The sequence below is a fragment of the Streptomyces sp. NPDC006174 genome, assembly GCF_040614075.1.
Taxonomy (GTDB): domain Bacteria; phylum Actinomycetota; class Actinomycetes; order Streptomycetales; family Streptomycetaceae; genus Streptomyces.
The window spans coordinates 215,754-229,418 of sequence record NZ_JBEXTJ010000010.1 but is presented as its reverse complement, the minus strand read 5'-3'; the positions used below and the strand labels follow the sequence as shown (position 1 = coordinate 229,418).

15 protein-coding genes are annotated in these 13,665 nt (G+C 73.1%); 3 read left to right on the top strand and 12 right to left on the bottom strand.

The window, feature by feature from the left end:
* Positions 1-90 precede the first annotated feature (90 nt).
* The 5 genes from ABZ267_RS23680 to infC form a co-directional block, all read right to left on the bottom strand.
* Positions 91-1,206, bottom strand: coding sequence for an ATP-binding protein (locus tag ABZ267_RS23680; protein ID WP_356756336.1), 1,116 nt, complete (start codon positions 1,204-1,206; stop codon positions 91-93).
* 172 nt (positions 1,207-1,378) lie between these two features.
* Positions 1,379-2,224 carry an RNA methyltransferase gene (locus ABZ267_RS23675; RefSeq protein WP_356756334.1) on the bottom strand — a complete coding sequence of 282 codons (846 nt, stop codon included), beginning with the start codon at positions 2,222-2,224 and terminating at the stop codon, positions 1,379-1,381.
* Between the two features lie 114 nt (positions 2,225-2,338).
* Positions 2,339-2,722: a 50S ribosomal protein L20 gene (gene rplT / locus ABZ267_RS23670; RefSeq protein ID WP_007457565.1), complete on the bottom strand. Its 384-nt coding sequence runs from the start codon at positions 2,720-2,722 to the stop codon at positions 2,339-2,341.
* A gap of 108 nt (positions 2,723-2,830) precedes the next feature.
* Positions 2,831-3,025: a 50S ribosomal protein L35 gene (rpmI, locus tag ABZ267_RS23665; RefSeq protein WP_003970213.1), complete on the bottom strand. Its 195-nt coding sequence runs from the start codon at positions 3,023-3,025 to the stop codon at positions 2,831-2,833.
* A gap of 121 nt (positions 3,026-3,146) precedes the next feature.
* Positions 3,147-3,869, bottom strand: coding sequence for a translation initiation factor IF-3 (gene infC, locus ABZ267_RS23660; protein WP_356756332.1), 723 nt, complete (start codon positions 3,867-3,869; stop codon positions 3,147-3,149).
* Between the two features lie 323 nt (positions 3,870-4,192).
* On the opposite strand from infC, the gene ABZ267_RS23655 reads away from it, so the two are divergent.
* Complete coding sequence (locus ABZ267_RS23655; RefSeq protein WP_073881883.1) at positions 4,193-4,558, top strand: DUF1844 domain-containing protein; 366 nt, start codon at positions 4,193-4,195, stop codon at positions 4,556-4,558.
* A 70-nt stretch (positions 4,559-4,628) separates the two neighbouring features.
* On the opposite strand, the gene ABZ267_RS23650 is transcribed toward ABZ267_RS23655, so the two are convergent.
* The 3 genes from ABZ267_RS23650 to ABZ267_RS23640 are packed head-to-tail and all read right to left on the bottom strand — an operon-like array spanning position 4,629 to position 7,374.
* The gene (locus ABZ267_RS23650; RefSeq protein ID WP_356756330.1) at positions 4,629-5,357 is read right to left on the bottom strand and encodes an SseB family protein; all 729 of its coding nucleotides are present in this window, start codon (positions 5,355-5,357) and stop codon (positions 4,629-4,631) included.
* A gap of 44 nt (positions 5,358-5,401) precedes the next feature.
* On the bottom strand, positions 5,402-6,586 hold the full coding sequence (gene mycP / locus ABZ267_RS23645; RefSeq protein WP_356756328.1) for a type VII secretion-associated serine protease mycosin: 1,185 nt from the start codon (positions 6,584-6,586) through the stop codon (positions 5,402-5,404).
* Positions 6,583-7,374: a hypothetical protein gene (locus tag ABZ267_RS23640; protein WP_356756326.1), complete on the bottom strand. Its 792-nt coding sequence runs from the start codon at positions 7,372-7,374 to the stop codon at positions 6,583-6,585. The genes mycP and ABZ267_RS23640 overlap by 4 nt, the downstream gene beginning before the upstream one ends.
* Positions 7,375-7,904: 530 nt before the next feature.
* Here ABZ267_RS23640 and ABZ267_RS23635 point away from each other — a divergent pair.
* Positions 7,905-9,107, top strand: a complete 1,203-nt coding sequence (locus ABZ267_RS23635; RefSeq protein WP_356756324.1) for an amino acid deaminase/aldolase — start codon at positions 7,905-7,907, stop codon at positions 9,105-9,107.
* Between the two features lie 27 nt (positions 9,108-9,134).
* Here the strand turns inward: ABZ267_RS23635 and ABZ267_RS23630 are convergent, their stop codons facing one another.
* Complete coding sequence (locus tag ABZ267_RS23630; protein WP_356756322.1) at positions 9,135-10,088, bottom strand: DUF2510 domain-containing protein; 954 nt, start codon at positions 10,086-10,088, stop codon at positions 9,135-9,137.
* A gap of 40 nt (positions 10,089-10,128) precedes the next feature.
* A complete protein-coding gene (locus ABZ267_RS23625) occupies positions 10,129-11,076 on the bottom strand; it encodes a LysR family transcriptional regulator (protein WP_356756320.1) in 948 nt (315 codons plus the stop codon).
* A 70-nt stretch (positions 11,077-11,146) separates the two neighbouring features.
* Between ABZ267_RS23625 and ABZ267_RS23620 the strand changes: the two genes are divergently transcribed.
* A complete protein-coding gene (locus tag ABZ267_RS23620) occupies positions 11,147-12,325 on the top strand; it encodes a TDT family transporter (protein WP_356756318.1) in 1,179 nt (392 codons plus the stop codon).
* Here the strand turns inward: ABZ267_RS23620 and ABZ267_RS23615 are convergent.
* Together ABZ267_RS23615 and ABZ267_RS23610 are read right to left on the bottom strand one after the other, a co-directional pair.
* Positions 12,264-12,974, bottom strand: coding sequence for a helical backbone metal receptor (locus ABZ267_RS23615; protein ID WP_356756316.1), 711 nt, complete (start codon positions 12,972-12,974; stop codon positions 12,264-12,266). The two genes, ABZ267_RS23620 and ABZ267_RS23615, sit on opposite strands and share 62 nt — an antisense overlap.
* A 26-nt stretch (positions 12,975-13,000) precedes the next feature.
* Entirely contained in the window at positions 13,001-13,546 is a 546-nt protein-coding gene (locus tag ABZ267_RS23610) for a helix-turn-helix domain-containing protein (RefSeq protein ID WP_356756314.1), read from the bottom strand.
* Positions 13,547-13,665: the final 119 nt, after the last annotated feature.

The following is a 13,665-nucleotide window of genomic DNA, read 5'->3' as shown; positions in this document are numbered from 1 at the left end:
CTAAAGGCCGCAGGACGGTCGAGAAGCCCGTGGGCCGCTCAGCCCTCCCGTCGCCCACCACCACCCTGCCTGATTGCTACGCAAACCCCTCTACTTCAGATAGGCGGGCATGCTCACGGGCAGAATAAATCGGAACTCGGCCCCGCCGCCGGGCCCCCGGCCGACGGTGATGGTGCCGCCGTGCGCCTCGACGATGCCCTTGACGATGTAGAGGCCGAGGCCCGTGCCGCCGCGCTTGCTTCCCCGCCAGAAGCGGGTGAAGACACGGCCCATCGACTCCTCGGGGATGCCGGGGCCTTCGTCGCTCACGGTGACAGCCGTTCCCATCTCGTCGTTCGTCCCCGGCGCGGGTGCGGGGGCGATCTCCATGGTGACGGTTCCCTCGCCGTGGCGCACCGCGTTTTCCAGGAGGTTGCCGAGGATCTGGTCGATCTTGTCCGGGTCGGCCCACAGATCCGGCAGCGGGCCCCTGGCCCGGACCCGGAAGCGCTCAGGCGCCTGGCCACCGGCGATGAGGGCCTGGATGTGGCGGGCGACGGCGGCGGAGATGTCGACCGGCTGGCGGCGCAGCTCCAGGCGGCCGGAGTCGATCCGGGAGATGTCGAGCAGCTCGGCGATGAGCCGGGTGACCCGGCCCGCGTCCGCGTCCACGGTCTCCAGCATCAGCCGCTTCTGGTCGTCGGTGAACCGCTCCCACTTCGCCAGCAGCGTGGCGGTGAACCCTTTCACCGAGGTGAGCGGGGAGCGCAGCTCATGGGCGACGGTGGCGATCAGCTCGGCGTGGCTGCGTTCGGTACGCCGGCGGGCCTCGGTGCCGCGCAGCGAGACGACGATCCGGCGCACCGGACCGAGCGGATGCTCGCGTACGTAACGGGCGGAGACCAGCACCTCGCGGCCGCCGGGCAGCAGCAGGTTGCGCTCGGGCTGGCCGTTACGGGTGGCGAGACCGCCGTACGGGTCGGTCAGCGTCCACCAGCGCTTGCCCTTGAGGTCCTCCAGCGGGAGGGCCGCCTCCAGGGGCCGGCCGAGGGCCTCGGCGGCGGAGGTGGCGGTGATGCGGGCGGCGGCGGCGTTGAAGCAGACGACGCGGCCGTTCGCATCGGCGACGACGAGCCCGTCGGGCAGGTCGTCGGGGTCGATGCCGGGGCCGTCCACGCGCGCGGCGGCGGTGTGCGCCGGTCGCGACGAGCTCATGCCGACAGCCATTTTCCCGTATCCCCACCTCTCGAACCGGTGCAGTGGGCCCCCGAGTTCGTCACCCTACTAGTCGTCGGTGAACCCGCGACACCCTGCGGGGGCGCGCGGTGGGCGTGCGCCGGTGGACGTGGAAGCGGAATGGCCGGGACCGATCGGTGACGGACCGTCGGACGGCCTGCGGTTACGCGTCGGGAGTGCGGCGTGGACGCTGCGCGCGGGCGGAGGCGTAGAGGCAGACGGCGGCGGCGGTCGCCAGGTTGAGGCTCTCCGCCTTGCCGTGGATCGGGACGCGGACGACGGCGTCGGCGAGCGCCCGGGTCTCCTCCGGCAGGCCCCACGCCTCGTTGCCGAAGACCCAGGCGGTGGGCCCGCCCATGGTGCCCGCGTCCAGCTCGTCGTCCAGGTCGTCGTCGCCGGCCCCGTCGGCGGCGAGGATGCGCACTCCGGCGTCCCGGAGGCCCTGCACGGCGTGCTCGACGGGGACGCCGACGGCGACGGGCAGGTGGAAGAGCGAACCGACGGACGCCCGTACGGACTTGGGGTTGTAGAGGTCGACGGAGGCGTCGGTCAGCACCACCGCGTCGGCGCCGGCCGCGTCGGCGCAGCGCAGTACCGTACCGGCGTTCCCGGGGTCGCGGACGTTGGCCAGAACGGCCACCAGGGTCGGCTTCGCCTCCAGGATCTCCTGGAACGGCGAGTCCAGGAAGCGGCAGACGCCGATCAGGCCCTGCGGAGTGACCGTCTGCGAGACGTTGGCCAGGACGTCGTCACCGGCCAGGTGGACCCGTGCTCCCGCCGCGTGGGCGGCATCGACGATGTCGGCGTACCGGTCGGCGGCCTCCGGGGTGGCGAACAGTTCGAGGAGCGTCGGCTCGCCGTCGCCACCCCGGTGGGCGGCGGCCTCACGCACGGCCTGGGGCCCCTCGGCGATGAACCTGCGCTCCTTGCCGCGGAAGTTGCGGCGGGCCAGCCGGCGGGCGGCGGCGACGCGCGGGGAGCGCGGGGAGATCAGTTCGGGGGTGCCCATGGTCGGCGGCGAGCCTCTCTGGTGACGGCGGTGAAGTTCAGCGGCAACGCACCGGACCCGCAGACGGCGTGCGCCTGCGGGTCCGGTTCACGTACCTGGAAGGTGGCGCCTGGATCAGGCGGCCTTCGGGGCGTTGACGTCGCTCGGGAGGGCCTTCTGAGCGACCTCGACGAGAGCGGCGAACGCGTTGGCGTCGTTGACCGCGAGCTCGGCCAGGATCTTGCGGTCCACCTCGATGTTGGCGGCCTTCAGACCCTGGATGAGGCGGTTGTACGTCATGCCGTTCTGGCGGGCAGCGGCGTTGATGCGCTGGATCCACAGCTGACGGAAGTCGCCCTTGCGCTTCTTGCGGTCGTTGTAGTTGTAGACCAGGGAGTGGGTGACCTGCTCCTTGGCCTTGCGGTACAGGCGCGAACGCTGCCCGCGGTAGCCCTTGGCCGCCTCGAGGATTGCCCGGCGCTTCTTGTGGGCGTTGACTGCCCGCTTGACGCGTGCCACTAGTTAACTCCTTGTAGCGGGGCCGTGGGTGTCTTCACACGGCCCGGAAACGAATTGGTCCCGGTGTGATCGAGGTCGTGCCCCCGGAGAAGGTCCGGGGGCCGGACCTCACTTGCCGAGAAGCTTCTTGATCTTCTTGGCGTCGGCCGGAGCCACGACGACCGTGCCGGTCAGCGAGCGGGTCTTCTTGGACGACTTGTGCTCGAGAAGGTGGCGCTTGCCGGCCCTCTCACGGAGCACCTTGCCGGAGCCGGTGATCTTGAAGCGCTTGCTGGCACCGCTGTGCGTCTTGTTCTTCGGCATCGCGCCGTTCTCTCCTCGTCAGTGGCGCCCCTCACGGTGCTCGGCACCGGACTGCAGGGGCGTCAGATCTCTATGGGGTTCCGGGGGGACCCGGGGGCGCCTGGATGGCAGCCCCCGAAGGTCACGCCTCGGAAGGTGTCTCGGCCGGAGCCTCGACCGCTTCGGCCGGAGCCTCGGCGGTGTCGCCCTCGGGCGCGGCGTCGGTCGTGCCCTGACGCTCCGCCTTGCGGGCGGCCTGGGCCTCACGGGCCTCGGCCATGGCTTCGGTCTTCTTCTTGTGCGGACCCAGAACCATGATCATGTTCCGGCCGTCCTGCTTCGGGTTGGACTCGATGAAGCCCAGGTCCTCCACGTCCGAAGCGAGACGCTGGAGCAGTCGGAAGCCCAGCTCCGGGCGGGACTGCTCACGACCACGGAACATGATCGTGATCTTGACCTTGTCGCCCTGCTTGAGGAACCGGACGACGTGACCCTTCTTGGTGTCATAGTCGTGCGGGTCGATCTTCGGCCGGAGCTTCATCTCCTTGATGACCGTGTGCGCCTGGTTCTTGCGCGCCTCACGGGCCTTCATGGCCGACTCGTACTTGAACTTCCCGTAGTCCATGAGCTTGCACACGGGCGGACGGGCTGTCGCCGCCACCTCGACCAGGTCGAGGTCATACTCCTGTGCGAGTTCCAGGGCCTTGGCAAGCGGAACAATCCCGACCTGCTCGCCACTGGGACCGACAAGTCGGACCTCGGGAACGCGAATCCGGTCGTTGATGCGGGGCTCGGCGCTGATGGATCCTCCTCGGTAGCACCACGCGACCGCCTGGCGGACAGCCGCGTTACGTGTGTGTCTCAAGACCAACCGAGCCGGAACGGCAAAAATGCCCCGGACGGGACACAGGCGGGGCTCCATGAACTACCGGAGCACCGCCGCGGTCAACCGCGGGGCGCATCGAGCGGCTCCATCGTCCGTACGGAACGATGGGGACCGCCTGACCGGTGACCCGCCATCCGTGAGGACGGTCAGGTGGGAGATCGGAGCCTCCACTTGTGGGCCGGGCACATAGGTGTCCGGCCGGTCGTTACACAAGGTTAGCAGCCCGGTCCCGAGGGCGCTAATCGTGCGTCCTCCGGGCTCCCGGCGGCGGGGCCGCCGATGCCGGGCCTTATCGTGTGGGCATGAGCGACGCGACCCCCACCAGCAGTGAGAACCCCGGCTTCGACGCCATGGCCCGCGACATCGCGGAGGTCCCGGCCGTCGAGGTGATCGTGACGGTCGCCGTCAACCTGATGAGCGCGGCGGCGGTGAAGCTCGGCCTCACGGAGGAGGGCGAGGACCACAAGGACCTGGACGAGGCCCGCAAGCTGGTCCACGCGCTGGCCGGACTGCTGGACGCCTCCACCACGGAGATCAGCACCTTCCACGCCTCACCGCTGCGCGACGGCCTCAAGTCGCTCCAGCTCGCCTTCCGCGAGGCCTCGCTGGTACCGGACGAGCCGGGCCAGGGCCCCGGCGAGAAGTACACGGGCCCGGTCTACGGCTAGACACCTTTTTCCGTACGTACGTGAGCCCGCCTTCCCCTCACCGGGGCGGCGGGTTCACGCGTGTACGGCCTCAGCGGCGGAACAGCGGCTCTCCCGGTGCGTCGGCTCCGGCCGGCAGCAGCGCCAGGTCCAGCCCGCCGACCAGCCGGGCCCGGAGCACCTCGCTGCCGGAGAGCGCCTCGGCCACCCGGCGGGCCGCCTCGGCGGGGACCGCGTCCGGGGCGAGGACCAGAGCGAGGGTGCCATCCGCCCGGCCCGGGCCGAGGTGGGCGCGGAGCACGGCGGGTTCGGCGGCGGCGGCCTCCCGTACGGCCTCGATCACCGCGGGGTCCTGCAGCGGGTCGGTGCTGGTGCGGTTCTCCGCCAGCGCCAGCAGCGCCTGGCCGCTCAGCTCGAAGGCGACGGGCCCGGCGAGGTCCAGCACCACGGTGTCGGCCTTCTCGTGCGCGGCGGCCTGGAGGGCCTGGTGCAGCGGTACGGCGGCGGGGCGGGCCTCGGGGTCCCAGCGGGCCAGCGAGTCGGTCGAGGTGAAGGCGGGCAGCGCGCGCCGGTCGCCGGCCTGGAGCGTGGGCACGGCCATGTCGCTGGTCTTCTCGCGCCGCAGCCCCTTCTCGTCCTCCTCCACCTCACCGAGGACGGCGACCACGGGGACCAGGAGGCGGGCCTCACGGAGCGCCGCCAGGACCGGGCCGACGGCACTCCGGTCACGCGACCAGGCGTCGAGTGCGCTGGTCAGAGCGGGAGAGGCCGAGCCGTCGTCGTCGGAGAAACCGGAGTCCGGGATGTTCTTGAGCGCCACGGGTCGAGGGTAGTGCCTGGAGGCGTGGCCCTTGAGCCTGGGGTTCAGCGGCGGCCCGGGGCGTTGCGGCCGCGCCACAGGATGACGGCCGCCGCCAGCAGGGCCGCGCCGAGGCCGCCGGCAAGCGGGGCAGCCCAGTTGACCGGGTCGTCCGCGGCGGGCGGCGGGGTCGGGCCGGGGCCGAAGTACTTCTTGCGGTGGCCCGCCGTGGCGGCCTGGGCGCTGACGTCACCGGGACGGAGCCGGGAACCCGCCTCGATGGCCTCCGCCGGATCGACGATCCCGTAGCCCCGGGCGTCGTCGCGGCCCTCGGCCGGTGCGTCGCGGGCGGTGTCGGCGAGGAGCTTCTTGATCTGGGCGGGGTCGAGGCCGGGATGGGCGGCGCGGACCAGGGCGACGGCGCCGGAGACGAACGCGGCGGCCGCCGACGTACCCCACTCGATGTAGTAGTGGCCGTCCGGATTGGCGACGACGATGTCCACGCCCGGCGCGCTGACGGTGGCGTACCAGCGGCGGGTGGAGAAGGCGGCGTGAGTGCCGTACTCGTCGACGGCGGCGACCGCGATCACGCCCGGATAGGCGGCCGGGTAGGAGATCCTGTCGCCCTTCTCGCCGCCGTTGCCGGCCGAGGCGACCACGGAGATGCCTTTGGAGAGGGCGTACTGGATGGCGGAGTCCTCGCCCGGGTCCGGATGGGCGGACTCGCTGTCGTCGCCGAGGGAGAGGTTGATGACGTCGGCGCCGTTGTCGGCGGCCCAGCGGATGCCTTGGGCGAGCGCGGTGCCACGGGTCTTGCGGGCCTCGGCGCGGGCCGGGTCCTTGGATTCCAGGATGACGCGGACCGGCAGGATCTTGACCTCGGGTGCGATGCCGAGGACGCCGTCGGTGCGACCGGGACCGTTGCCGTGTCCGGCGATGATGCCGGCCATCGCGGTGCCGTGCAGGGCCCAGGAGGAGTCGCCCTCCGAGGCGCCGAAGCCGACGAGGTCCTTGCCGGGGAGCACCTGGTCCACGAGGTCGGGGTGGGAACCGTCGACGCCGGTGTCCAGGACGGCGACGGTGACGCCCGCGCCCTTCGTCGTCTGCCAGGCGCGGTCGGTGTGCAGGGCGGCGAGGGCCCACTGCTGGTCGCGGATGGCGTCGGCGTGGGCGGGGGCCGCGGGGGTGAGCGTGAGGACGGCGGCGGCGCAGACCGCGGCGAGGACGCAGGGGGGTCGTCGTCGGGTCATGCGGGCGGCTCCACGAGATCGGCGACGGTCGTGCGCAGCCCTCGCTCGACCCGGTCCGCGATGCCCTTCGCCTCGTGGCCGAGGCCGGCCTGGGCGATGTCCGTGGTGGCGGGCGTCCCCGTCGCCGCGTCGGCGGGCTGCGGCTCGGCGACGGTACGCGCGTCGGCGAAGCCGGAGACGGCGAAGACGACGACCGGGATCTCGGTGAGCGGCCGGACGGTCCAGCTGGCGCGCTGCCGGTCGCCGAATCCGGCGGCGATGGTGCCTTCGGGAGCGTACGTACGCGGCATCAGGTCCTTGCGGGCGGCGAGCTTCTGCTCGGCGAACCGGTTGTTCAGGGCCTGCATCCCGGCCGCGTCGGCCTCGGTGACGACCATGCCGACGGTGGTGACGGCGGAGCGGGTCGAGTCGGTGTAGGTGGCCCGCACCATCCGCTCGCAGCCGACGGACCGGAGGGTGGTGCGCAGCAGCGGGTCGAGTCCCTGGGAACAGTCGCTGTCCGGAGCGACGGAGAGCCGGGTCCAGGTGCGGTTCGTGGAGCCGGGCCCGGCTCCGGTGCCCTTGAGGGTGCGAGGGAAGAGCGTGTCGACGGGGACGCTGTGCCAGACGGTACGGCCTTCGGTGTACGCGGTCCGGGTGGGCTCGGCGGAGGAGTCGCCGGTCAGCCAGGCCCCGGTGGCGGCCCCGCCGATCAGCCCGAGCCCGAGGACGACGCAGGCGGCGGCGGTCGCCGTACGCCACCGCTGCAGGGCCGACGGGACGGGCCGGAGCCGGGTGGTGGTCTCCACGGGTGTCTCGGGATAGCCGTAGCGGTCCGGTACGCGGTACGCGGACGGAGGCGGCGGCTGCGGAGCGGCTCCCGGCGCCGGTGTGAGGTCGACGGCCCCTGCCGGCCTGCGCCGGGTGGTGAAGGCGGGCGGCGGACCGGGGTGGGCGGGGTAGGGGGTGGCGGGGGGTGTCCCGGGGGCTGCGGGGGCCGGTGGGGCGGAAGAGGTCCCTGGAGCCTGCGGGGCGTTTGGAGCCTGCTGCGCTTCCGGAGGGCGAGGGGCCGGTGAAGGGCGCGGCGGGACCACCGGAGCCGGTGGGGCCGTCGGGCGCGGTGGCACGGGAGCGCGTTGCGCTTCGGTACTCATCCGGCCCCCTGGTTCACGTCCCCGTACCGACCACGGATCACCGCCACCGCCAGGCGCGTTGGTGCTCGCGTGCCCGTCACTCTACGGGCTGCGGGCGTACGGCGGGGAACGGGACGTCCGGCCTCGGCGGATCTGCACCGAACGTCCCCTACCCAGCCGTAGCGGCTCTCTGGCAAGCTGCGGCCATGACTGCCCGCGCCGCTGACCGGACCCGGTACAACCGGGCCACCGCCCATCTCGACACCCCGCTCGCGATCGTCGATCTGGACGCCTTCGACGACAACGCCGACGATCTGGTGGCCAGAGCGGGCGGGAAACCGATCCGGGTCGCGAGCAAGTCCGTGCGGTGCCGGGCTCTGCTGGAGCGGGTGCTCGCGCGGCCCGGGTTCGCCGGGATCATGTCGTTCACGCTGGCGGAGTCGCTCTGGCTGGCGCGGGCCGGGTTCGACGACGTACTGCTGGCGTATCCGTCCGCCGACCGGGCCGCCTTCGCCGAGCTGGCCGCCGATCCCAAGCTGGCCGCGGCCGTGACGGTGATGGTGGACGACCATGCCCAGCTGGAGCTGATCGACGCCTCCCGGGCCGGCGGGCAGGAGGAGATCCGGGTCTGCCTGGAGCTGGACACCTCGCTCCGGCTGCTGGGCGGCCGGATCAGGATCGGTGCGCTCCGTTCACCGCTCCGCTCCCCCGCCCAACTGGCCGAGCTGGCCCGCTCGGTGGCGCGCAGGCCGGGGTTCCGGCTGGTGGGGCTGATGGCGTACGAGGGTCATGTCGCCGGGGTCGGTGACTCACTGGCGGGACGGCCGCTGCGGTCACGGGCGATCCGGCTGATGCAGGCCACGGCCCGCAAGGAGCTGGCGGCCCGGCGCGCGGAGGTGGTGCGGGCCGTGCGCGCGGTCGCGCCGGAGCTGGAGTTCGTCAACGGCGGCGGCACCGGCAGCGTGCAGCACACGGCGGCCGAGGCCGCGGTGACGGAGATCGCGGCGGGTTCCGGACTGTACGTGCCGCGCCTCTTCGACAACTACACCTCGTTCTCCGCCCGTCCGGCGGCCCTGTTCGCGCAGCCCGTGGTGCGCCGGCCCGGCGTGGGCGTGGTGACGGTGCTCGGCGGCGGCTATCCGGCCTCCGGTGCCGCCGGAGCGGACCGGTCGCCGGTTCCGTACCTGCCGGAGGGGCTGCGCTACGACCCGCAGGAAGGCGCCGGCGAGGTCCAGACGCCGCTGCTCGGCTCGCCTGCCGACGATCTGCTGATCGGTGACAAGGTCTGGTTCCGGCATGCCAAGGCCGGTGAGCTGTGCGAACGGTTCGACGCGCTGCGACTGGTCGAGGGCGACCGGATCACGGCGACCGTTCCGACGTACCGGGGCGAAGGGAAGACCTTCCTCTGAGCTCGGACGCGTAGAAGCTGAGAGGGCTCAGGGGCCGATCGACGCGCCCACGCCGCCGCTCGTCGCACTGTCCCCGATCGGCCGGATGGACCGCGTGATCGTGTCCATCAGCGAGACCGGCAGCTCCGGCCGGTCCGCGTCGAAGGCGAGCCGGACGATCACCGGCGTCTCGCTGCCGACCGTCGACGGGAAGGCCACGGACTGCACCACGCCGCCGGGGCCCTTCCCGGTGGCGACGCGCCAGCGCACCAGGTATCCGGCCCGACCGGCGACCGCCACCGGCTGCGCCTTGAGCACCCGGTGGGACGTGATGCCGCCGTGGGTGCGCCGGCCTAGGACGTCCTCCTCGTAGGCCTTGTCGGCGGCGGTGGTGATGTCGGCCTCCGCGATGGCCTTGGGGTCGGTCCGGCCGGCCCGGGCGGATCGGGTCGAGACCGTGCCTCGGTAGCAGAAGGAGGCGGAGGTGCCGGGACAGTCGTAGGAGACGGCGGTACGGATGGTGGGAGCGTCGTCGGAGGTGTTCTTCGCCTTCTCCCAGCCGTCGGGCACCGCCAGTGTGATGCCGTTGAGCTGGTCGGCCAGGACGCCGGGGTCGCCGTCCTGGCCGGCCTGCGGCGAGGGCGTGGCGGAGGCGGCGGGTGCGGAGGGAACCGGGTCGGAGGCGGTAAGTCCCGGGGCCGCTCGCGTACCGCTGTCGTCGGGGCCCAGCAGCACGGCGGCGGTGACGGCCGCGCCCAGGACCAGCAGGCCGGAGAGCGCGATGGCGAGGACGCGCGTACGGCTGCCGCCTCGCGGGACCGGAGGCGCGGGCGGGACCGGAGGGCCGAACGCCTGAGGCACGTACGGCTGGTGCGCCGGATCGTGCGGTGCGACGGCGGCGGACGGGCGGGTGTGCGCGGTCCAGGCCGTGCCGTCCCACCAGCGGTCGGTGCCGGGTGTCCCGGCGTCCGGGTACCAGCCGGGCGGCGTCGCGAAGCTCATGGAGCCACTCTAGGCGGCGTTCACAACGTGTTCGAAGCGGTTACGGTACGGAGCCCGCCGCGTCCCGGCCGGTGCGGGAGAGCAGGTCGCGGGCCGGTCCGGTCGGACGGTGGCCCGCCGGCCAGACGGCCCGCAGCTGGCGGCGCAGCCGTACGTTCGCGACCGGGATCTTGACCAGGCGGCGGGCCGACAGCTCCTCGCCGAGGGCCAGTTCGCTCAGGACGCACGGCCCGGCACCGCTCTCCGCCGCGCCTTTCACGGCGGTCGTCGAGGAGAGCTCAAGCAGCGGCTGGGCGAGGCCGCCGTGGACGGCGAGAGCGGCGTCCAGGACCTGCCGGGTTCCGGAGCCGCGCTCGCGGAGGATCAGCGGAGTGGCCGCCAGCTCGTCCGGGAGCAGCGGAGTGCGGCGGCGGGCCCAGGCGTGGCTCGGGGCGACCACGACGACCAGGCGGTCGTGGGCGATGACGGTGCCGTCCAGGCCCTCCGGTATCGACAGGCCCTCCACGAAGCCCAGGTCGGCCTCGCCGGTGACCAGGCGGCGGGCCACGTCCGCCGAGTTGCCGACGAGGAGCGAGACGGCGGTGTCCGGGCGCTCGGCGCGCAGCGCGATGAGCCAGCCGGGCAGCAGGTACTCGGCGATCGTCATGCTGGCCGCGACCCGCAGCCGGGAGTCCCGCCGGTCGCGGAGCGCCTGCGCTCCCGCGTCGAACGCCTCGGCGGCCTCCACGACCCGGCGCGCCCAGTCGGTGACGAGCGCGCCCGCGTCGGTGAGCCGGGAGCCGCGCGGTGAGCGGTCGAGCAGGGCCACGCCGAGCTGCCGTTCCATGGAGCGGATGCGGCTGGAGGCGGCGGGCTGGCTGATGCCGACGTCCTTGGCGGCCCGGCCGAGGCTGCCGTGGCGGGCGACGGCGAGCAGCAGTTCCAGCGCGCCGAGGTCGGGAACCCGGTGGGAGAGCGGGGCGCGGTGGGCATGGTCGTCGCTGGGCATAAAGCCAGCTTATGACCTCATAGGAACGGAGTCCCTGGTGGGCGAAGGCAGGTGCGCCAAGAATCGTGGCATGGCCATCTTTCCGCAGACCCGGACCGCCGGACCGCTCCTCCACCGCGACTCGTGGACGGAAACGCGGCCGGTCGTGCGGCGGCTGCCGTCCCTGCGGCACATCGGCCCGAACTGGTACGCGAGCGTCATGGGCACCGCGATCGTGGCGAGCGCCGGAGCGGCGCTCCCGGTGGACGTGCCCGGTCTGCGCGGCGCGTGCACGGTGGTGTGGGCGCTGTCGGCCTTGCTGCTCGCCGCCGTCCTCGCCGCGCGGGCCGGCCACTGGCTCCACCACCGCGACCAGGCCCGCGCACACCTCCTGGACCCGGCCGTCGCGCCGTTCTACGGCTGCCTCTCCATGGCGCTGCTGGCGGTCGGCGGGGCCACGCTGACGGTCGGCGCGGATGTCGTCGGTGTACGGGCGGCGCTGGCGGTGGACGTGGTGCTGTTCGTCGCGGGGACGGTGATCGGTGTGGTGGCCGCCGTCGTGGTCCCGTATCTGATGGTCGTACGCCACCGTCCGGCGCCCGGCGCCGCGTCGCCGGTCTGGCTGCTGCCGCTGGTCGCTCCGATGGTCTCGGCCTCGCAAGGGGCGCTGCTGGTGCCGCACGTGGCGGCCGGACAGGGGCGCGAGGCGCTGCTGCTGGCCTGTTACGCCATGTTCGGGCTCTCCTTGCTGGCCACGCTGGTGGTGCTGCCGCTGGTCTTCTCCCGGCTCGTCCACCACGGTCCGCTGCCGCTCGTGCTGACGCCGACGCTCTTTCTGGTGCTGGGACCGCTGGGCCAGTCGACGACCGCCGTCAACCAGCTGGCCGACGTGGCTCCTGGCGCGGTGGCGGGGCCCTATGCCTCGGCGTTCGGCGCGTTCGCGGTGCTCTATGGAGTGCCGGTGATGGGGTTCGCGCTGTTGTGGCTGGTGCTGGCCGCGGCGATGGTCGTCAGGGCGACGCGTGACGGTATGGGGTTCGCGATGACGTGGTGGGCGTTCACGTTCCCTGTAGGGACGTGTGTGACGGGCGCGGCCGGTCTGGCCCGGCACACCGGTCTGGACGCGCTGACCTGGCTGGCCGTGGCGCTGTACGTGTTCCTGGTGGCGGCGTGGCTGGCCGCCGGTACGCGGACCGTACGCGGGGTGGTCAGCGGAGCGCTGACGGCAGCTCCTGGGCGGCCCGCAGCAGTGACGGCCCGTACCAGGTGAGCAGACGGCCGTCGACGAGGGCGGCGGGCAGGGCGGGGAAGGCCTCGGGGCCGTCGTCGGCGGTGAAGCGGTACGGCTCGTCCGGCAGGACCACCAGCTCGGCGCCGGACGCGTTCAGCTGGTCGAGCGGGATGCGCGGGTAGCGCTCGGCGTGGTCCGCGTACACGTTGCGCACCCCCAGGCGGGCCAGCAGGTCACCGGCGAAGGTGTCGCGGCCGAGCACCATCCAGGGCCTGCGCCAGATCGGCACGACGGCCGGACGCGGGCTCGCGGAGGGCGCGGGCAGCGCGGTCCAGGCCTCCTCGGCCTCGTCGAGCCAGCGTGGGCGGGTCAGGCCGCAGCCGGAGGTGAGGACCCGGTCTAGCTCGGTGAAGGCCTGGTCCAGCGTGCGGATCTCGGTGACGAGGACATCGAGTCCGGCGTCCCGGAGCGCGGCGAGGTCGGGAGCGCGGTTCTCCTCCTCGTTGGCGATCACGAGGTCCGGCGCGAGGGCCGCGATGGCGGCCACGTCCGGGTTCTTCGTACCGCCGATCCTCGCGGCGGTGAGGTCGGCGGGGTGCGTGCACCAGTCGGTGACGCCGACGAGCAGCCCGGGAGCGGTGACGGCGACGGCCTCGGTGAGGGACGGCACCAGGGAGACGACACGCATCGGCACCACCACCACTCCCCCGGCTCTCAGCGGCGCGAGTCGTACGTCGCGTCGATGTGCTCCGCGACCGCGACCAGCAGGAGCCGGGTGCCGGGCAGGGTGGCGCGCCAGCGGTGCCGTACGCCGCCGGAGAGGAACAGCGTGTCACCGCGCTCCAGCCGGTATGCCTGGCCCTCCGCCTCGACCTCGGCGGCACCTTGGACGACGTACATCAGCTCGTCGTTGCGGTGCTGGAACTCGCGCCCGAGGTCCTGCTCGCCGGTGAACTCCAGGGCGCTGAGCTGGTGGCGGCCGCGCACCACCCGGCGTACGCCGTCGCCTTCCTCACCTCGTACGACATCGACCGCGCGCGCCGAGTCGGCGGCGGCCCGGAGCCGTGAGGTGGTGGTCTCCAGCGCCTCGGCGACCCGGTCGAGGGAGCGGGCGCTGGGGCGGGCGCGCTCGTTCTCGATCTGGCTGAGGAAGGGCACGGAGAGCCCGCTGCGCTCGGCGACCGCGGCCAGCGTGAGGCCCAGGGTGCGGCGCCGACGGCGGACCGCGGCACCGACCCGCGGTGTGTCCTTGTCGTCCATGAACGGCTCCCTCCCGCCTCAGCCATCCTCCCGGCTGCCAGCACCTTACGCACATGGTTGCGCGAGACGTCCGGTTATCGGCCCTCGGACAGCCGGAAGGGGTGGGCCCCGCCCGACGG